This window comes from Hirschia baltica ATCC 49814 (assembly GCF_000023785.1).
GTDB lineage: Bacteria > Pseudomonadota > Alphaproteobacteria > Caulobacterales > Hyphomonadaceae > Hirschia > Hirschia baltica.
Genome location: NC_012982.1, coordinates 1,675,063 through 1,694,767 on the forward strand (window position 1 = coordinate 1,675,063; position 19,705 = coordinate 1,694,767).

Below are 19,705 nucleotides of genomic sequence, written 5' to 3' on the forward strand. Positions count from 1 at the left end.
AAACCGGATTGTTTTCTAAGAAGGAAGTCATGCTGGGTTGTCATAGCGGCGCTTGAATGCCGCAAGCGCTGCGTTGGCAGCCGTATCAATCGTCGCGCACCATAGGCATAACTGTATAAGAGTCAATCTTTTGCGTAAAGCAGCACTGACATCGTTCAATACTGTGAGTTTGATCCCTGGTGCTTATCAAATCGTCAGGAATGGACGTTATTGTTTTATATGCAGGAATTTAGGGAAGCAGATAGGCTATAAAGGCTTAACGTCTACGCTTTGATAGCTTGTTTGTGATCCTTCAGCTCGTAATACGCCCTTGATTGGAGAGATATCGGAATAATCTCGCCCATATCCTATTACAATATGGTCTTCATTCACGATGATATTGTTTGTTGGGTCAAATTCAAGCCAGCCCATATCTGGGCCTAACCAAGCGCGAACCCATGCATGCATGGCATCTGCACCTTCTAAACGTTCTTTTCCTTCTGGGGGAATAGTTCGTAGATAACCCGAAACGTATGCTGCTGGAATATTCAGACTTCGAAGGCAAGCTATCATGATATGAGAAAAATCCTGACAGACACCGTGTCTGTTGGCAAAGGATTGCTCATAAGGCGTGTCAACTTGCGTTGCTCTGGAATCGAAAGTCATATCTCGATTGATTGCCTGATTTATAGTTTTAACAATAGTGAATACACTCATATCAGCAGTAATTTGATCTAAAGTGTAATTTTGAACACACTCGGTCGATGTTATTCGTTGGGAGGGGCCAATAAAATGGTGAGGCGAATCTGGAGAAAGAGACCTTATTTCCTTAAGTATTGCCTTCATTTGATTGAGGAGAGGGCTGGTATCAGCGGGCACAACAATACTCTCCCTCGTAATTTGAGATTTTGCTTTGAAAACAAGTGATTTATGTGGTGCCTGAAATGCTATGTGAAGTGTGTGGTTTCCGAAAAAATCTGTGCTTTTAACCATTTCATCTGGAACTGGATCAATAATGATTTCGTTAAATTCAACGTTCTGGCAGCCTTCGATGGATTTAGGAACCATATGCAATAGGTGACGTCCGCCCGCAGCTGGATAGTCGTATTTGTATGCGATATTCAGCGAAATTTCATACTGCATTTTAGTCAGCCTAATTAAAATAAACGTGCGCTAGCAATGAAGATATTGAGCTTATTTTTGTTTTTAAATCGGCAAAATCTTCGTTCACAATCGTCTCAGGTTTCAGTGCTTTAACGTCGCTATATGATTGTTTTACAACTTTAGAAAGTTTGGAAGCTTTGGAGTCGAAAACTGAACTCGGAAGGTAGCTGATTTGATTTTTTATCTCTAACATCTGATAGGCGATGGAACGCGGGTTTAATTCATCCAATGCAACGAGGTTTAAGACAGAGTCTCGCTGAGTTTCAACCGTGAACAGGTGGCGATGGGACATTGAACTATCAGCTAACTCGAGCGCTAGATCAAGCGAGCCAGCTGGCATGTCAGGCTGAGAAAAATTCATTAGAAGAGATGATGTTTCCAACGCTCTTTCAAGAGAGCGTCCAATGCTTAAAAAACGCCATCCGGTAAAACGATACATGTTCTCATGGATCAAACCAGAAAAAGCGGTAATTTTTTGAATAAGAATATTCATTGATCGTGCCAGCTCGTCTCCGCTAGAAGGTGCTGACGTTTGCATACTCTTGGTTTCTTTTAGAAGGTTCTTTAGGGCCAACCAACCGTCATCAGAAAAACGGTCCCTAAGTTGAGCAGCAGAGTTTAACGCGCTATTGATTACCTCGATTATTTTAGTCAGAGGATCATAGTGTGCAGACACACCAATGGTTGTTAGGTTGTTTTCTAAAAGCTTTAGAAGAGGGCGTCCTGGGTCTGCATATTCTGCAAAACGGCTATGATATGCGCGTAGCATTCGCATCATAATTTCTGCACGTTCAGCATATCGGCCTAGCCAAAATAGATTATCAGCAGCCCGACTAGGTAGATTTCGAGTTCTTTCTTGATGTTTAGCAGAACCCGTTTTTCCGATTAGGCTTTCTTTTTCAACTTTTTGATCGGTAACGATCCAAACGTCTGAAACGGATCCACCTTGCTGTAAGGTGATGGCCGATGCGTTGTTGTCTCTTCCTATGCGGGCGTATCCCCCAGGCATAAATTGCCAACCATCAGCTGTCCGACATGCAAAAACACGCAATGTTACTGGGCGTGGGGTCAATTTACCGTCTTGCAGAACTGGAGTTGTGGATAGTGTTACGGCTTCTTGCCCAACTAAATGTTCACCTTCTGATTCTAACAGACTTTCAAGTGTTGAAGAAGATGTGTTTGTTGTTAATTCGCCAATAGCTTTTTTTAAGTCGAGGCTAAAAGGCAAATTTGTCGTCATTGCTGAGCCGATAAGCATATTCTTTGCATTGGCGCTTACGTGCTGCCGTTCAGCTTTCTGACCGCACCACCAGGTTGCGATATTGGGCATTTTTAACGGTTCATTGCGTAATTTTTTCGATATTCTCGGCATAAACGCAAGTAATGCACGGGTTTCTACAATTCCCGAGCCTAACGCATTCACCAGACTTACTTTTCCATTGCGAGCAGCAGCGGCTAAACCCGCGGTACCCAGTTGTGAGTTTTCGTCTAATTCCAACGGGTCGGCAAACAATGAATCGAGCCTACGCCATAACACGCTAATTGGTTTTAATCCACGAACGGTACGGACCATGACCTCGCCATTTTCAACTGTCATGTCCTCTCCCTCTAATAGGGTCAGACCTAAATACCGAGCAATATATGCGTGTTCAAAATATGTATCAGTCATTCTTCCGGGAGTAAGAATACCGAGAATGTGATCAGAATTATCACTAAGATTAATCAAAGCTTGTCGAAATTCCCGGAAAAAACCAGCAAGTCGTTCGACATTTTCAGTTTCAAAATAGTCTGAGAAAACACGAGAAGTAGCAACGCGGTTTTCAAGTGCGAAGCCTGCTCCGGATGGCGCTTGAGCTCTATCACCCAACACCCACCAATTCCCAGCGGGGCCTCGCCCAATTTCAAAAGCTAAAAAATGGAGATGATGTCCGCCGCGGGGTTTTGAACCAACCATAGGACGCAACCATTCGGGGTTAGATGCAATGAGATTGGGAGGTAAAATACCGTCTCGAACTAAAGTGTTGTCTCCATAAACATCATTTAGAACCTCCTCTAATAGATCTGCTCTTTGAGAAAGGCCTTCACAGATGTTTTTCCATTCTCCTTCGGCAACGAGAACTGGAATATGGCTTAGCGGCCAGTCGCGTTCCTGCGTACCAGATTCACCATATTGACGATAAAAAACCCCCGCATCATCCAGATATTGGTTGCCGCGTAGGGTTTTTCGTTTCATTTCTTCTGGTGAAATAGAGCACAAATGGTTTATGAAGTTACGCCATATCGGGCGAACCTCTCCATTCGTTGTCATCATTTCATCAAATACACCGCTAAGCGGTGTATAGTAATTTAATAAATCACAAGATGAAACATCTTGATTAGTCTGGCTATTGGGCAAATTTAGATTCCAGCAGGCCTTCTGAGGTCCAAAGTCATAGGAAACTCTGGGTGAGGAGACTCGCCTAACACGTGATAGCTATTTGGTGAATGACCAAATTCCTGAAAACGTGCTAATCTCCGTGCTTCAGCTTCATTGCCATTGACTGGAAAGGTGTCATAGCTTCTACCACCAGGGTGAGCGACATGGTACACGCACCCACCAATAGCACGGCCAGACCATTTGTCATAAATGTCAAATGTAAGTGGTGCATCAACGGGGCGTACTGGATGTAAAGCAAGCGGTGGTTGCCAAGCTTTGAAACGTACACCGGCAATTGCTGATTTGCCATCCGGAGATACGCTCAGAGGTACTTGGCGTTTGTTACATGTCACTTGATATCTGCTAAGATCAGCTCCGGTTAATTTTACTTGAACGCGTTCTACAGAGCTATCTGTATAACGTACAGTTCCGCCGATTGCGCCAGTTTCTCCCATAACATGCCACGGTTCCAGTGCCTGACGAATTTCTAGTTTCATACCTTCGACTTCAGTTTCACCACAAAAAGGGAAACGGAACTCAGCTTGCGCTTTGAACCATTCGGGGTCCATGTCGAACCCATGAATTCGAAGATCTTCTAGAACCTCAAGGAAATCAGCCCAGACATTTTCTGGAAGCATAAATTTATCATGGAGTGTTGTACCCCAACGTTTTAAATTGCCATCAATTGGGCTTCGCCAAAAACGAGCAATTAGAGCTCTAATGAGAAGTTGCTGAGCTAAACTCATGCGAGGTTCAGGAGGCATCTCGAAACCACGGAATTCAACTAACCCTAAGCGTCCGGTTGGACCGTCTGGCGAATAAAGTTTATCGATACAGATCTCTGCACGATGCGTGTTTCCTGTTACATCAATCAGAATATTTCGAAGGAGGCGGTCCACCAACCACGGCTGAGGCGCTTCTCCTTTGCCCGGATGTGGGATTTGAGATAGGGCAATTTCGAGTTCGTATAAGCTGTCGTGACGCGCCTCATCTATTCGAGGGGCTTGGCTGGTTGGTCCAATAAACAAGCCTGAAAAAAGATAAGAAAGGCTTGGGTGACGTTGCCAGTGTAAAATAAGACTTCTTAATAGGTCAGGGCGGCGCAGAAATGGGCTATCTAGAGGTGTTGCTCCTCCAACAACAACGTGGTTTCCACCACCTGTACCGGTGTGTTTCCCATCTGTCATGAACTTATCAGCGCCTAGACGGGTCTGCCGTGCTTCTTCATAGACTGCAGTTGTAATATCTACGCATTCATCCCAACTAGAAGCGGGGTGGATGTTGACTTCTATGACACCTGGATCTGGCGCAACTCGAATGACGTTTAATCGCGCGTCTGAAGGAGGAGCATACCCTTCTATGTGAATTGGAAGTTCCAAGTCCTCGGCTGCTTGTTCAGTTATAGAGATTAGCTCAAGATAATCAGCCGCAGTTTCAGTTGGCGGCATGAATACACATAAACGCCCATTTCTTGGTTCCACAGCCAGAGCAGTTCTAACGTGTGTCGCCTGAATAAGGGTCGCATCTTGGACTTGTTGTTGTTCGGTCCTAATTTCTTCTGTGTTTTGACGGAATGGTTGAGGGCGTGGATTTAACTCATTGTTATAAGGAGCTTGTCCAGAAAATTCTGGAAGCGGGCCGTTTACACCAGTAGGATCAGCTTCGAACGTATAGGGGTATTCTATTTTATTGAGGTAAGGTAACGCACTTAAAGGTAGGCGGTATCCAACTGGGCTGTCCCCCGGAGTTAGAAATATTTTACCTCGACGCGTCGTCCACTTTTCTGATCGCCATCTCCGACCAGCACTCTTTGCCTGCCAACGTTGCACAGGTAAAACATATCCAGCCGGTTTTGTAAGACCACGCTCAAATACGCGGGCAATTCGTTCGCGCTCTTCAGCGTCATCCAATTTTGAATTGTCTGGTGTCACGTTTTCTGGGAGAGAGTTTTCTCGTAAGATCCACTCTGCAGGATCTTCGTAGGCCGGTGCGACCATATCCTGACTGATCTCTAGCTTCGAAGCTATAACTTCCAATAAGTCTGCCGCATCTTTTGATGTTGCTTCTGTATCCTGATCTTCTGCTGCGATAAGGTCTACATTTTTCCAAATTGGTTTTGCGTCACCGCGCCAATATAGGGAATATGTCCAGCGCGGAAGGGTTTCACCTGGATACCATTTGCCTTGTCCGTAGTGGAGGAAACCGCCGGGAGCAAAACGATCACGTAATCGGCGGATCAAACGGTCTGCTAAGACTTTTTTGGTTGGACCTACAGCGTCTGTATTCCATTCATCTGATTCAAAATCATCTATAGATACAAAAGTTGGTTCTCCCCCCATGGTGAGGCGGACATCTTCGCTCTTTAAAATCTCATCGACGCGTTGTCCTAATGCGTCTAGTTTATCCCATGAAGCATCTGAAAATGGCTTTGTGATACGCGGGTGTTCTGCTGTTCGTGAAACTTGCATATCGAAGTCAAATTCGACTTCTGCATCACTCGCCATTCCGACGATTGGAGCCGCATTAGAATAGTGAGGTGTTGCAGCAAGTGGAATGTGGCTTTCACCTGCTAGCAGACCCGATGTTGGGTCAAGACCTACCCAGCCGGCACCAGGCAAATAAACTTCACACCAAGCATGCAGATCAGTAAAATCTTTGTCAGTTCCTGCAGGACCATCGAGAGACTTTAAGTCAGGTTTGAGCTGAATTAGATATCCAGAAACAAACCTTGCAGCAAATCCAAGGTTTCTAAACGCATGTACCAAAAGCCAAGATGAATCTCGGCAAGACCCTCTAGCTAAATTTAAAGTTTCTTCTGGTGTTTGAACACCAGGTTCCATGCGAATAACGTAATCAACAACTTTGTTTACAGCTAAATTTAATTCGACAATGAAGTCGATTGTCCGCAAACCCTTCTTCTTACCTTCTTCAAGGAAGTTGAATAAGAATGATTGTAATCGTTTTCCGGGTTTCTTTGTTTTTGTGTATATTTTTAAGTCATGCTTGAGTTCAGCTGGGTACTTAAAAGGCCATGTCTCAGCGAGTTCATCGACGAAAAAGTCGAAAGGATTATAGACGCTCATATCTGCGACTAAATCGACTTCAATTTTCAATTCACGGACAGGTTCTGGAAATACATATCTTGCAAGCCAGTTCCCGTACGGGTCTTGTTGATGGTTCACAAAATGCCCGCCGGGGCTCACTTTCAGTGAGTGTGAAATCACTGGAGTACGAGAATGTGGGGCGGGTCTCAATCTGATCACTTGAGGAGAAAGTGTTACTGGACGATCATATTTGTAATGAGTGAGGTGATAGATGCTGGCTTGGATAGACATGGTATCTTTCAGAAGCAGTGAACGAGATGTGGTATTTATTTTAATCCGAGCATGACTGCGAATAAAAGCGATAAACAGTAAATACAATCATACGTACTGCTATGCGCTTAAAAAGGTAAAACATTCCCTTTACTAGCCGCATATTTGTGCTGAAATCGCAATTCTTTTCACCTATTAGGAAATTGATACACCAAATGGGCGAGTTATTTGCCTTTCAGTTCGGTGAATAAGTCGTTTGGGCCTGAACATTCTTCTTGTGAGTAGGCGTTGCTTGTCTATAGTTAGTCAATTGAAGACTTTTCAACGTGCGTCTGAGGGGACAGATTATGAATTGGATTCTCGCTTTATTTGCCTTTGCTGGCATAATGGCAGTTATGTCCACGATTGCTTCTGTGGTCGTTGAAGCTATTCACAAAGTGTTTGCTCTTCGAAGTGGCGGAATGCAGGAAATGCTTCGGGCTTTGCATGATGGCGTTGTAATGCCGCTTGATCCTGAATACCCTGATGTAACACAAGGTTTACAAGGTGGTGCATCTAAGCGCGCGGATCAATTTGCTAAGCAAATGACACGTAGCCCGGCGTACGGCGGTAAAGGGCGTTGGTGGTGGATCGCAAATATACCATTTCTGAACATTTTTACGCGCCGATTTGAAAACCTCTCAAAACTGCAATTCGTTGAACAACTTACACAGACAGACTACGGACAGCGCTTATCAGGCATGAGTCGTCCACAGATAAAACAGTCACTTAATAGATTAGTGTATGAGTTTGATCGGTATGGTGCTGGGCAATCTGAATTTTTTGGTTCTCGTGCTAAAGTTTTTACAACTGCCGTCGCTTTGTTGATTGTGTCTCTTGGGAATGTGAATGCATTGGCAATCTACTCTCATCTCGCGACCAACCAAGGTGCACTAAGCGGTGTTTTAAATACGTTTAATTCTGAAGAGGCGTTGGATGGCTTTATCACTCAAAAGATCAATCAAGCGACTTTAGCTCAGTCTCAAAACGGCACCTCGACAGGGCTTGCTTCATCAATATCATCAGATTTTAGAATATTGTCTAATGCAGGCTTTCCTGTCGGCCGCAATTATTTTCCTTATTGTGATGTACCTGAAAACTCAAATTGTGATGTCAAAGGTTTCGCTGATTCAGTAAGTTTGTTTGGGCTATACGATAGTAAAGCAATACCCCGTATTTTGACACCAGAAGGCGCTCAGTGGTTGCTTGGTATGATTGCCACAGCAGGCTTGATCGGACTTGGTGCTAATTTCTGGTTTAATCTGTTTCGGGCGATGGCATCTTTTGCGCTTCGCAATGCGTCAGCAGCTAGCGGTACTTCACGAGCGCGAGCAACCGATCCAGTGCCGCCAATGGCCGAAGGTGAGGTTCGTCGACCGCGAGAAGTTAAAGGCTCTTTGGCTGCACCAGGTAGTGAGCCAGACCTCGATCTTCTTACCGATGCATTTCTCACAGTAGCAGGTAAAGAAGTAGGCGTACCTACCGCGACTGAGTCCGCAAATGTTGAGCCTGTAGTTTTGCCCCAATCATCCCCATTAGTGCCTAAAACTGGCGTATTTATTGGTGAGATGCCAACTCGGCCAGGACCAACAAAGCCGGTGACAATGAATAATGGTCTTCGAAAATATAGAGGGTAAGGAGTGATATTGTGATTTTATCGCCAGCTCTTTTTATGACGGCCGTTTCTGGTGTGATTCAACTTGGTAAAGCAGCAAGACATGCCAGAAGAGATCAATTGTTGTCACAAGATTTTTCTGTTCTTACGACTAGGTTTCCAGTTCATGACAGTCAGGAAATAGAATGGATGGCGGTTGATTATGTCTACCGCCGGCGAGATTTACATCATCATTGCCGTTTGGGCGGTGAATTAGATTCGTTGTTTACGGAGCAAAGCTTGGCATCAGGTGATGCGATGGAGCTGGCAAAGCCAACTGCGCGCCATAGGTCTCAGGTTGCATCTTGTGTGGATTTTTTATACGAGGCTCTGAGAAACGAAATACCCGATGCTGTTGATAGTAAAATACTTCGGAATACCGCGTTAGACCCTCGCATACAGTATATACACAAAGAATGGTTCACAAGTACGAAACCAAGCGGATGGGCTAGATTCGGGTTGGAGCTGGCTGATGTTGCATTGGACGTAATCGGGAGTCAGCCGCAAGTTCTTGGTTTCGATAAAAAAGCGGAAGGCATATTGGAAGGCTTAATACCAAGTCTGGATGTTTTAGTTGATAGAGTAAAATTGGATGGCGGCGGCGAACAAGGTTTTGGCGAACGTCTTGTTAAAACATTCGTTCATTCTGCACTAGTATCTGTGTCACAACATCCAGATTTAGTGACAAGCAAAGAGCGTTGGCAACCTGTCATTCATGGTATGATTGAGCCGCTTAAGGCTGAAGTAGAAACAAGCGAAGGATTAGAGTTCCTCGCACATGAAAAACTAACACGAGTTGTGTCAGGGTCAATGGTTCATGGTGCACTAGTGGCCATCAACAATAATGCCGACGCTTTTTTAAAGGGGGATGCTGGGACCAAGAAACTGATGGGTGAAATTACCCGCACAGTGCTAGGCGATGCTGTTTCAATACGCCCTGATGCATTTAATATTGTGGATGCATTGTCAGAGGTCGGTGCATTAAAGGTATATGAGGCGACTTTGAAAACAGCTTCAAAAAGACCAGAACTGTTTATGAGGGGTCGTTCTTTAGAAACAAATTCGGCCAGACAGTTTCTTCAAAACATGGTCACTGTCATGCAGGACATGGCACCGCCTCCTTTTGATGCTAATTCTGGTTTTGGTTCTGAAATAATGAGTGCCGCGCTTGATGTCGTTGGCGAGTACGGAACAACGCGAATCCAAGGTAAAGCCGGAAACAAAGATTGGGATACTGCTTGGGCGGATGTTTATAGCCATTTGTTTGCGGATCTAATGAGCGGTTTGAAACTTGGTATCTCTAAAGGAAATCGCGGTGAGGTGCTTCAGCAATTGTTTACGCGTGAGCAAGCTGTTGATCTGGTAAAAGTTATGGCCGGTCATATAGCTTCGCATCCGCACATGGCGGCAGGTAGGTCTGCAAATTCCGAAGTGAAGGAAATTGCACGTATTGCAGCTCAAGCTATTTCTAGTGACGAATTAGGATTGCTTAATGCACATGACTGGAGATCAGTTGTGTCCGTTATGACATTGACCGCCGCTCGTAATCCTGGCGTACTTTTTTCTGTGAATGCAGAAGACAGTATGGGGCATGAGGTCGGATTAGAGTTGATTCAGCAGGTCTTACGAAAAGCTGGAGATTTGATGCAAAGAGAAGGTCGTGTCACTGGCAGTGTTCTTTTCGGTGAAACACTCAGAGAAGCTCTTAAAGTAACTATTAAAGCGGCTAATGCGAATCTTGTGCGTGTTATTGAAAAAAAGACGACAGGTGACCAAAAGGCTCATATTCAAGAGGTTGGGTTGTTTATTGAGAAGTTGAACTCAATGTCGCTTTCTGACGATCCATCTACAACAATGAACGCTGATGAATGGCTATTCGTTTTTAAGTATTTTATCTCTCATATTCTTGAGAATGGTGTTGGAGCGGTGGATGAAATTCAAGCTGTCGATATCATCGAGGCTTTGAAGGCTGAAACCGGTGATGTGAATAGTTGGAGTAACTAGCTAAAGATTTTCGATTTTAGAAAACAGGGAGGCACATATGTCATTGAGCTATTTGAAGGGGTTTATTGCTGCATCGGTTGTGTGGGGTGCAGGGTGTGCAACTACTCAAACATCAGGCAATTCAAATACTAATTATACAGACGCTACAGTGAAGCAATCTCACTGTCAGTATGGCAAAGATTTGGTCTCTCTTGAAAATATCAAAGACGCTATTTCCAAATTTGATGATCAAAGTATAGCGGTCCTAAAAAATATTGATGACATCAATCAACTGATTGCCAAGACTGAAAATATATCTTCATCATCGCGCCCCGAAGATGCCCTTGGATGTCGTTTTCTTGAGATGGAAGCACGTGTGTTGTTGATTGAAATGCCACCACAAGAAGGGCAGAGTGATCCATATACCTCTGCTCAAGAGGCAATTGAGGATGTCAAAACACTATGTACGACGACGAGTGATAGAAGAATGTGTTCTGTTGCTGGGCTTCATGATGCAACTCTGTTTTCACGTCGTTCAGCAGCTGAGTTGAAGAGGATAGCTGATTCTGGGAGCAACGTACCAATTAACTGGGAAGCAACCCGAAGTGTCACGCAATCGTTTGCTAATCATGTGAATACAAAATGGCCTGTATTGTTGCGCAGTTCCCAAGAGCAAGAGAATGTAACGAACGCAGCTATTGAAAGAAGTTTGTTTGCATCAGCATGCACCGCCGATGATGCCATGACCAAAATCAATCGCCGGGTCTCATTAAACTTCAATAGAGATCAGAACGGGAATTTAGTGCCATACGGAAAGGATTCAGGAGAATTGTTGGCTTATATCGCTGTGGCAATGGATCTAAGTCCTGATGATTCGTGCTATCGCAACCCTGTCGAAGGCAATTGTCGAGGGCGTTTGGCCAATATTGTACATTTGGCTTGTTTGCGTGCCGGAGAAAATGCAGGTTGAAGGTGTGTTTTTGTCCAAATAATTTGTTAAATTAGAACGACAATTTGCAGGATGTGAGACGTAATATTTTCATACTTGCTGTTTAAAATATTGCTGGAAACAAGATCACTACTTGACTGATGCAATGAGGACATTAGACATTGGCTTCACGGTTCCATGAGGGAACCATCTGATAGTGTTTTCATGCGCGTTGGCAAAAACGACACTATTGGCGAATGGTTTAGAGTTATGGCCGCGGCCTGTAAGAGATAGAGACCGTATGACGACTGAAACAAAACAGCCGGCATGGCGGAAGATACTTTCAGCCTACCAAAAACCCGATCTGACACATTCTATTTTTGAGATTCTACTTACAATTACTCCTCTGGCGTTGTTGTGGGCAGGAGCTTTTTGGGCGTCTGTGTCAGGTATGATTTGGCTTGCTGTCCTTTTGTGTCTTCCTGCAAGTGTTTTCCTTGTTAGGATGTTCCTGATCCAACACGATTGTGGGCATCATGCTTTTTTTAAATCACCAACTATCAATAATTGGGTTGGTAGGTGTGTCGGTATTCTAACCTTAACACCTTATGATGTTTGGAGGCGCACGCACGCGATTCATCACGCAGCCTCTGGAAACCTTGATCGACGTGGGTTAGGTGCGATTGATACACTAACCGTTGAAGAATATCAGGAGCTTAGTTCTCTCCAGAAATTTGGATACCGCGCTTATCGTCATCCAATTACATTATTTATTATCGGTCCGGTTTATATGTTCTTTTTAGAGCACAGAATACCGTCCGGTATCATGAAAGAAGGCTGGCGTCCGTGGGTGAGTGCAATCGGAACGAATATAGCGGTTGCGGCGATTGCATGGTTGCTTGTATCCAATTTTGGGTGGGCTCCATTGCTTGCTGTGTTTGTACCATCAGTATTTTTTGCTGCAGTTCTAGGTGTTTGGTTGTTTTATGTTCAACACCAATTTGAAGATGTTCTCTGGTTTAGAAATAATAAGTGGAATCACACTGAAGGGGCCTTATTAGGTAGCTCTCACTATGATTTGCCACAGCCTTTAAGTTGGTTGACTGGATATATAGGTATTCACCATGTGCATCATGCGGCGAGCAAAATACCTTTTTATAAATTACCTAAAGTACTGAAAGACCATCCGGACTTAAAAGATTTAAACCGCCTTACATTATGGCAAAGTTTCAAATGCGTTCCACTAGCTCTATGGGATGAACAGAATGAACGTATGATTTCATTCCGACAGTTTAGAAAACAGTTTGCTTGATGTGATTTTTCATTAAAACCCTAAAAGCCGCTAAGTAATTAGCGGTTTTTTTTGTCTCTCCACTTCCAACATGTCAGAAGTAATTATGGATGAATTGATCCTTACGAACATTCCTCTTTTATTTGCTTTGATTTTCGCAGGTGCGGGAGCGGGTATAGCTGCTGGTATGTTTGGAGTAGGTGGAGGCATTATTATAGTGCCGGCTTTATATCTTACCTTTAGCTCTCTAGGTTTTGCTGAAACAGCAATGCATGTGTCGGTTGGAACATCGTTAGCTACAATTATTGCAACATCAATCAGATCTGTGCTGTCTCACAATGCCAAAGGGGCTGTTGACTGGAATATTCTGAAATTGTGGGGTCCATTCATAATATTAGGAGCGTTTGCAGGTAGTTTTTTAGCTGCAATCCTTTCTGGTCGCGCGCTAACTATATTTTTTGGTGCTGTTGCTTTTTTGCTTGCTGCACAACTTATCTTTGGGCGCCCGAGCTGGAAACTAGCAAGTGATATTCCGAGCGGACCAATAGCTTGGTTTATATCCATCACTATTGGTTTATGTTCCTCATTGATGGGAATTGGGGGAGGTGTATTTGGTGTGACCACAATGGTTCTTTATGGTCGTTCTATACATCAGGCAATTGGTACGAGTGCAGGGTTTGGAGCTTTAATTGGTATTCCAGCTGTTGTTGGATATGTCATCAATGGATGGTATGTTGAAAATCTGCCACCAATATCTATCGGTTATTTGAACCTTCCGGGGTTTCTACTTATTGCGCTGATGACAACATCATTCGCGCCTATAGGTGCTTGGATTGCTCATGGCTTGGATGCCGTGAGATTAAGAAAAATTTTTGGGCTTCTTTTGATTTGTACTGCGATCAATATGTTGAGAAAAGCACTTTGGGGATGACTTTTTCAACGTTTAAACAGTTTGAAACTACCTATTGCAGAGGCGCATACGCGATTTCTAGAATTAAGAGTAGCAGAGATTGTTGTCAGATTATCGCTAACCTTATTTAGTGTAACTTCTGCTTCCACCCATTTGCCAATCATTATGACGTGATGAAATTCTATTTTTAGAGTCAAGGTTACGAGTTTTTGGTCATAAATTTCGGATAAGGCTTGGGCCATAAAGACGTCTAGTAGAGTCGAGATCATACCGCCGTGCATAAAACCCAAATTGTTGGTATGTCGATTTTCCGGCATGAAGCCAAATGTTTTTGGGGATGTATTATCTTTCGACTGATAACGATAAAAGGGGCCTAGTAGATCAACTAAAGGCCCCCGGTCTACAATTGGAACAAATCCGTTAGGGATAGAGTGGCGGTTGTCCATTTTTGATGCTCAATATCTAATTCAAAACGATAATTGTATAGTGCACTACAGAGCCGTCCAGCCGCCTTCCATTTTTATATCGGCACCAGTGATGCTATTGGCAGCATCGGACATAAGGAAACACGTCATTCGGGCTATTTCTTCGATAGTTGTAAATTCTTTGGTTGGTTGTCGGTCAAGCATCACTGTTTTAATTACTTCATCGATTTCAAGATTTCTAGCTTTAGCTGTCGCTTGAATTTGGTTGTCGACTAACGGGGTGTGGACATAACCTGGGCAGATAGCATTTACTCGGATACCAAATTCAGCACCTTCCAATGCTGCTGTCTTTGTAAAGCCCATGACTCCGTGTTTGGCAGTTACATATGCCGATTTAAAAGGAGAGGCGGTCAAGCCATGCGCTGAAGATATGTTTATTATGCGGCCCCAATTACGCGCTTTCATCTCTGAAAAAGCTAATCGAGTAGTATGAAAAATGGAACTCAGATTGAGAGAAAGTATCTGGTCCCATTTTTCAGTTGGAAAGTCTTCTATTGGCGCAATGTGTTGTATTCCAGCATTGTTGATAACGCCGTGGATATCACCGAAAGCTTCTTTAAAAACGTCAAACATAGTATCAATCTCTGACGGATTTGTAAGATCAGCGTTTGAATAAATGATTTTTCTGCCTGACGTCTTTTCCAGTTCTAACCTAAATGTTTCAATTTCTTCGGGAAGCCCAAGTCCATTGATCATTACATTACACCCTGCATTGGCTAAACCGATGGCAATCCCTTTACCGATACCACTTGTCGATCCGGTAACGAGTACATTTCTCCCTGTAAGGTCCAAAAAGTCGCTAAGTGGGTGTTTTGACATGTTCATTCCACCAAATTAGCTAAAGTTTTTGATTTGATTTCGTCGAGCGTAACGTTAGCTGCCAACTCTACGATTTTTAGCCCATGTGGAACAACGTCAAATACCCCTAAATCAGTAATGATTCTATCAACGACGCCTTTTCCAGTTAGAGGGAGGGTACAGGAAGGGAGAAGTTTTGATTCTCCTCGCTTATTTGTGTGATCCATGACGACTATAATGCGCTGCACGCCTGCAACCAGATCCATTGCGCCACCCATTCCTTTGACAAGCTTGCCTGGAATCATCCAATTGGCGAGATCTCCATTTTCAGCAACCTCCATAGCACCGAGAATTGCAAGATTTATATGTCCGCCTCTAATCATGGCAAATGAAGTAGAAGAGGAAAAAAAGCTAGTGCGATCGAGTTCTGTAATGGTTTGCTTGCCAGCGTTTATCAGGTCGGCGTCTTCTTCTCCTTCAAAAGGAAATGGCCCCATTCCAAGCATGCCATTTTCCGATTGGAGCGTAACATCCACGCCTTCTGGAATGTAGTTTGAAACAAGTGTTGGAATACCAATACCAAGGTTTACATAAAAGCCGTCTTCAAGTTCTTGAGCTGCACGGGCAGCCATCTGGTTGCGGTCCCAAGGCATAATTATGACTCCTCTCTGGTGCGTGTGGTTACTTTTTCGATTCGTTTTTCATGATGTCCTTGGATCACGCGTTGAACGAACACGCCCGGAGTATGAATGTGGGCAGGATCAAGGGAGCCGACGGGTACAATTTCTTCTACTTCTGCGATGGTCATTTTACTCGCCATAGCCATATCTGGATTGAAATTCATAGCAGTTTTTCGGTAGACAAGGTTTCCCTGAGCATCGCCTTTCCAAGCTTTTACAATGGCTATATCGCCCGTTAGCCCTGTTTCTAAAATGTAGGTCTGACCATTAAAATCTCGGTGTTCTTTCCCCTCAGCAATCACTGTTCCCACACCCGTTTTGGTATAAAATCCTGCAATTCCAGCTCCACCAGCTCTGCATCTCTCAGCTAGGGTGCCTTGTGGATTAAATTCCAATTCCAGTTCACCATTTAAATATTGGCGTTCAAATTCTTTATTTTCACCAACATAAGAAGAAATCATTTTCTTGATTTGACGGTTTTCTAGGAGAAGCCCTAATCCAAAACCATCGACACCAGCATTATTTGAAATGACTGTGAGATTTTTAGATCCATTCTTTTGGATCGCATTGATCAGTAGTTCGGGAATTCCACAAAGCCCAAAACCTCCCGATACAATGGTCATGTTATCCTTTAGGAGGCCATCCAGTGCTGAATTAGCATCTGAATAAATTTTATTAGCCATTCTTCTTCCCCTTGTTGTGCTTTTAAACCCGAACATCTGGCGGTTCGTTAGATTATACTGAACCCAATTGACAGGTCATAAACCTATCTATACTTTCAACGCGTGTTGAAATCAACATTTGTTGAAAAATTGTTGGTTTAGAAGAAGTCAAAATGGCTCGCATTGGGAGGAATAGGTATGAACAGATCAAAAAAATCATTCGCGTTAGCAATGTTATTGGGTGCAAGCACAACTGCTTTGTCTGGCGTTGCGTTAGCTCAGACTGATAATGAAGTAACAGAGAGTGCAAAAACTTATGATACTATAGTCGTCACAGCTCAGAGACGTGAACAAAACTTACAAGATGTTCCTGTATCCGTCACAGCGATCAGTGGGGATGCGTTGGCAAATCTCGGTGTTGCAGACATGACGGAAGTTTCGAAACTTTCTCCAAATGTCACATTAGAAGTATCACGTGGTACGAACTCAACTTTAACGGCATTTATCCGCGGTGTGGGGCAGCAAGATCCTGTTTCTGGTTTTGAAAGCGGCGTAGGGGTATATTTGGATGATGTATATCTGAACAGACCTCAGGGAGCTGTTTTAGATGTGTTTGACGTTGAGCGTATTGAGGTGCTTCGTGGACCTCAAGGAACCCTATATGGTCGCAATACGATCGGTGGTGCCGTTAAATATGTGACAAAAGACCTTTCAGATGAACCAGAATTAGAAGTGAGTGGCGCTTACGGTACGTATGGACAAGCTGAAGCGTTAGTTAAAGGTTCAGTTCCGATATCTGATTCTTTCCGCGTCGGTGCAGCTGTCACAAAATTAAACCGTGACGGTTTTGGGAAAAATGTCATCACTGGCGCTGAAAATTATAACAAAGATGTACTTTCTGGTCGTTTGTCGATGGAATTAGATGCAACGGAAAGTTTGTCTTTCAAACTGTCAGGTGATTATACGAAAGATGATTCTGTTGCACGCCAAGGACATAGACTTATTCCTGGCCAGTTATCGGGTGCTCCAGTTTTGGGTGATGTGTTTGACACACGCGCTGGATTGAATGTTGTTCAGCAAGAAGTGGAAGCTTATGGTGGGTCTTTTGTCACGACATTGGATCTGAACGACAGCATCACTATCAAGAACATTTTAGCTTATCGAGAAGATGAAACGACATCTCCAATTGATTTTGATAGTCTGCAATCTGCTGATCTTGATGTACCAGCTATTTATGCAAATGATCAACTTTCAAATGAGTTGCAGTTGTCTTATACTGGTGACAAATTAAACGGAATTGCAGGGATTTATTATCTTGATGCAAATGCATCAACTGTTTTTGATGTGTTGCTAGCAAATACTGGTGCGTTGATTTCGTTGCCGGGATTAAATGCTCAGACATTTGGAGAAGTTGAAACAAAAACATGGGCTGCATACGCAGACTTTAGTTATGATTTCACCGAACAATTGTCTTTAACTGTAGGGGGGCGTTTTACACATGATGAACGTACTTCAACCGTTTTGAGACGAACATATATTGGTGGTTTTTCTGAATTCTTCAATGGTGATGGTATCGTCATCGCCACATCATCCGACTTTAATGGTTCAAATGAATGGGATGAATTTACTCCGCGTATAGCGCTTAGCTATAAGCCTACACCTGATCACAATATCTACGCGTCTGCATCTAAGGGCTTTAAAGGTGGAGGTTTTGATCCACGTGGTCAGACATCAACAGCGCCTGATTTAAACCAAGATTCAGTTGTGTCAGCAGAAGAAATTTATGAATTCATGTCATTCGACCCTGAATCTGTAAATAGTTTTGAAGTGGGGCTGAAATCGTCATTTGGAAACGGTAGGGTAACAACAAATATTGCCGCATTCCTTATGGATTATACTGATATTCAAATTCCTGGTTCAATCGGTGTCGATACTGATGATGATGGAATTAATGATACTTTCACAGGTGTGACGACGAATGCGGGTGCTGCTACTGTTTCAGGGATAGAATTTGAAGCTTTGGCGCATGTTGCTGATGATATCTTTACGACAGGTGACTTCTTAAACGCATCTGTTACCGCTGGGTATATAGACGCGCAATATGACGAATATATCCTCAATGAAGTTGATGTGTCTGATCAGCGTGTATTCCAGAATACTCCCGACTGGTCTGCGAGTGGTGTGTTTACATATAATACGCCTCTTGGGGGTGGTGATTTGAATGTTGCGACCACCATTTCATACAAAGGGGATTCAAGTCAGTTCGAAGCACCAAATCCTTTCTTGGATCAGGAAGCATTTACTTTGTATGATTTGAGTCTTGTGTGGACTGCACCTAATGATCAATGGACTTTAGGGCTGCATGGCAAGAACTTAACTGATGAGGAATACAAAGTGGCTGGATACAATTTTGTTTCAATCGGGCCAGACGGATCTTTCACGCCAACATTGGGATTAGAGGGGACTTTAACTGCATTTTACGGAAACCCTCGGACGTTTACTATGTCGGTAGGATATAAGTTCTAATATTCTAAAATCATTAAACTAAAAGAGCGGCGACGGAGAAATCAGTCGCCGTTTTTTATGTATCAATGTGCTAATTGTGACGTTTATTTTCTTCCGCAACTTGCTTCAAAACCGGCTATGCAAAATTCTAAAATGGTTTCATAGCCTTGTTGCAGGTCGGTAGAACGAAGTTTGTTGTTTGAAAGAGTATCCAAGCGTCCAGTTTGAGCGAAAGCTAAAGTTAGCGCGCCGGAAAGACAGTGGTAACTCCAAAGCATATCTGCTTCAGATGCTTCAGGGTAAGCCGCTCTTAGTTGCTCTAGGAATGTCCCAACCATTGGGTCAAAAAATTCTGACATGAGCTTACCACCCCATTCAGAAGAGTTATTCACGTATGCGACAAGCGCGTAATATTCTCTCCAGCCAGGTTTTTTAATATGGGAACCAGTGAGGACAGGCTTGAGATAAGCTTCCATGATTGAGCGGATAGAGGGCGGGTTGGGCGCTGCTTCTGCAACTGCTTTGTGAAGCGCATCTAAGCGCCAATCATTGAGAAGTTTCGCTCTACGTTTGAAAACGGCTTCAAATACTTTGGTTTTACGACCAAAGTAATAATTAGGTAAAGCAAGATCTACTTCTGCTAATTTAGCGATTTCTCGCAATGTAACGGCGTCAAACCCATTTTGAGAGAAAAGGATTTCACCAGCGTTGAGGATACGAGTACGGCGGCTAATTCCATCGCCGTCGGTAGTAGTATTTGATTGAGTCGTGCTTACCATCCGACAAGAATAGGGCGCGGATTATAAATGTCCAGATTTTCATATGTTTGATCTAACTATTGTGTCCTAAGTCATTTCATGTTCAACATCTGTTGAAATATAAAAAGACGGCGAGGAA

14 protein-coding genes are annotated in these 19,705 nt (G+C 43.5%); 6 read left to right on the forward strand and 8 right to left on the reverse strand.

All coding sequences use genetic code 11. From position 1 onward, the window contains the following. Positions 1 to 246: 246 nt before the first annotated feature. The 3 genes from HBAL_RS07935 to HBAL_RS07945 are packed head-to-tail and all read right to left on the reverse strand — an operon-like array spanning position 247 to position 6,894. On the reverse strand, positions 247 to 1,122 hold the full coding sequence (locus tag HBAL_RS07935; RefSeq protein WP_015827422.1) for a transglutaminase family protein: 876 nt from the start codon (positions 1,120 to 1,122) through the stop codon (positions 247 to 249). Positions 1,123 to 1,132: 10 nt separating this feature from the next. Next, on the reverse strand, positions 1,133 to 3,538 hold the full coding sequence (locus HBAL_RS07940; RefSeq protein ID WP_015827423.1) for a circularly permuted type 2 ATP-grasp protein: 2,406 nt from the start codon (positions 3,536 to 3,538) through the stop codon (positions 1,133 to 1,135). A 2-nt stretch (positions 3,539 to 3,540) separates the two neighbouring features. After that, on the reverse strand, positions 3,541 to 6,894 hold the full coding sequence (locus HBAL_RS07945; protein WP_015827424.1) for a transglutaminase family protein: 3,354 nt from the start codon (positions 6,892 to 6,894) through the stop codon (positions 3,541 to 3,543). Between the two features lie 326 nt (positions 6,895 to 7,220). Between HBAL_RS07945 and HBAL_RS07950 the strand changes: the two genes are divergently transcribed. From HBAL_RS07950 to HBAL_RS07970, 5 genes are all read left to right on the forward strand, one after another. Continuing rightward, the gene (locus HBAL_RS07950; RefSeq protein ID WP_015827425.1) at positions 7,221 to 8,549 is read left to right on the forward strand and encodes a hypothetical protein; all 1,329 of its coding nucleotides are present in this window, start codon (positions 7,221 to 7,223) and stop codon (positions 8,547 to 8,549) included. Positions 8,550 to 8,560: 11 nt separating this feature from the next. Next, positions 8,561 to 10,570, forward strand: coding sequence for a hypothetical protein (locus tag HBAL_RS07955; protein WP_015827426.1), 2,010 nt, complete (start codon positions 8,561 to 8,563; stop codon positions 10,568 to 10,570). Between the two features lie 37 nt (positions 10,571 to 10,607). Then, on the forward strand, positions 10,608 to 11,519 hold the full coding sequence (locus HBAL_RS07960; protein ID WP_015827427.1) for a hypothetical protein: 912 nt from the start codon (positions 10,608 to 10,610) through the stop codon (positions 11,517 to 11,519). 259 nt (positions 11,520 to 11,778) lie between these two features. Beyond that, on the forward strand, positions 11,779 to 12,789 hold the full coding sequence (locus tag HBAL_RS07965) for a fatty acid desaturase (RefSeq protein ID WP_015827428.1): 1,011 nt from the start codon (positions 11,779 to 11,781) through the stop codon (positions 12,787 to 12,789). 85 nt (positions 12,790 to 12,874) lie between these two features. Continuing rightward, positions 12,875 to 13,699, forward strand: a complete 825-nt coding sequence (locus HBAL_RS07970) for a sulfite exporter TauE/SafE family protein (protein ID WP_015827429.1) — start codon at positions 12,875 to 12,877, stop codon at positions 13,697 to 13,699. A 5-nt stretch (positions 13,700 to 13,704) separates the two neighbouring features. Here HBAL_RS07970 and HBAL_RS07975 read toward each other — a convergent pair whose 3' ends face one another. Genes HBAL_RS07975 through HBAL_RS07990 form a run of 4 tightly spaced genes read right to left on the reverse strand, consistent with a single transcriptional unit; the run spans position 13,705 to position 16,324 of the window. Then, the gene (locus HBAL_RS07975) at positions 13,705 to 14,124 is read right to left on the reverse strand and encodes a PaaI family thioesterase (RefSeq protein ID WP_015827430.1); all 420 of its coding nucleotides are present in this window, start codon (positions 14,122 to 14,124) and stop codon (positions 13,705 to 13,707) included. A 45-nt stretch (positions 14,125 to 14,169) separates the two neighbouring features. After that, on the reverse strand, positions 14,170 to 14,982 hold the full coding sequence (locus HBAL_RS07980) for a 3-hydroxybutyrate dehydrogenase (RefSeq protein WP_015827431.1): 813 nt from the start codon (positions 14,980 to 14,982) through the stop codon (positions 14,170 to 14,172). 2 nt (positions 14,983 to 14,984) lie between these two features. Beyond that, positions 14,985 to 15,614, reverse strand: coding sequence for a 3-oxoacid CoA-transferase subunit B (locus HBAL_RS07985; RefSeq protein ID WP_015827432.1), 630 nt, complete (start codon positions 15,612 to 15,614; stop codon positions 14,985 to 14,987). Between the two features lie 2 nt (positions 15,615 to 15,616). After that, on the reverse strand, positions 15,617 to 16,324 hold the full coding sequence (locus HBAL_RS07990; RefSeq protein ID WP_015827433.1) for a CoA transferase subunit A: 708 nt from the start codon (positions 16,322 to 16,324) through the stop codon (positions 15,617 to 15,619). A 177-nt stretch (positions 16,325 to 16,501) separates the two neighbouring features. Between HBAL_RS07990 and HBAL_RS07995 the strand changes: the two genes are divergently transcribed. Beyond that, complete coding sequence (locus HBAL_RS07995) at positions 16,502 to 18,829, forward strand: TonB-dependent receptor (protein WP_015827434.1); 2,328 nt, start codon at positions 16,502 to 16,504, stop codon at positions 18,827 to 18,829. Between the two features lie 83 nt (positions 18,830 to 18,912). Here the strand turns inward: HBAL_RS07995 and HBAL_RS08000 are convergent, their stop codons facing one another. Continuing rightward, positions 18,913 to 19,587: a TetR/AcrR family transcriptional regulator gene (locus HBAL_RS08000; protein WP_015827435.1), complete on the reverse strand. Its 675-nt coding sequence runs from the start codon at positions 19,585 to 19,587 to the stop codon at positions 18,913 to 18,915. Between the last annotated feature and the right edge of the window lie 118 nt (positions 19,588 to 19,705).

What these genes read in the sequence shown, in the direction of transcription:
- HBAL_RS07945 (WP_015827424.1), bottom strand. Translation starts at nt 6,894, where the DNA reads ATGTCTATCCAAGCCAGCATCTATCACCTCACTCATTACAAATATGAT.
- HBAL_RS07950 (WP_015827425.1), top strand. Translation starts at nt 7,221, where the DNA reads ATGAATTGGATTCTCGCTTTATTTGCCTTTGCTGGCATAATGGCAGTT.
- HBAL_RS07935 (WP_015827422.1), bottom strand. Translation starts at nt 1,122, where the DNA reads ATGCAGTATGAAATTTCGCTGAATATCGCATACAAATACGACTATCCA.
- HBAL_RS07995 (WP_015827434.1), top strand. Translation starts at nt 16,502, where the DNA reads ATGAACAGATCAAAAAAATCATTCGCGTTAGCAATGTTATTGGGTGCA.
- HBAL_RS07960 (WP_015827427.1), top strand. Translation starts at nt 10,608, where the DNA reads ATGTCATTGAGCTATTTGAAGGGGTTTATTGCTGCATCGGTTGTGTGG.
- HBAL_RS07980 (WP_015827431.1), bottom strand. Translation starts at nt 14,982, where the DNA reads ATGTCAAAACACCCACTTAGCGACTTTTTGGACCTTACAGGGAGAAAT.
- HBAL_RS07965 (WP_015827428.1), top strand. Translation starts at nt 11,779, where the DNA reads ATGACGACTGAAACAAAACAGCCGGCATGGCGGAAGATACTTTCAGCC.
- HBAL_RS07985 (WP_015827432.1), bottom strand. Translation starts at nt 15,614, where the DNA reads ATGCCTTGGGACCGCAACCAGATGGCTGCCCGTGCAGCTCAAGAACTT.
- HBAL_RS07970 (WP_015827429.1), top strand. Translation starts at nt 12,875, where the DNA reads ATGGATGAATTGATCCTTACGAACATTCCTCTTTTATTTGCTTTGATT.
- HBAL_RS07990 (WP_015827433.1), bottom strand. Translation starts at nt 16,324, where the DNA reads ATGGCTAATAAAATTTATTCAGATGCTAATTCAGCACTGGATGGCCTC.
- HBAL_RS07975 (WP_015827430.1), bottom strand. Translation starts at nt 14,124, where the DNA reads ATGGACAACCGCCACTCTATCCCTAACGGATTTGTTCCAATTGTAGAC.
- HBAL_RS08000 (WP_015827435.1), bottom strand. Translation starts at nt 19,587, where the DNA reads ATGGTAAGCACGACTCAATCAAATACTACTACCGACGGCGATGGAATT.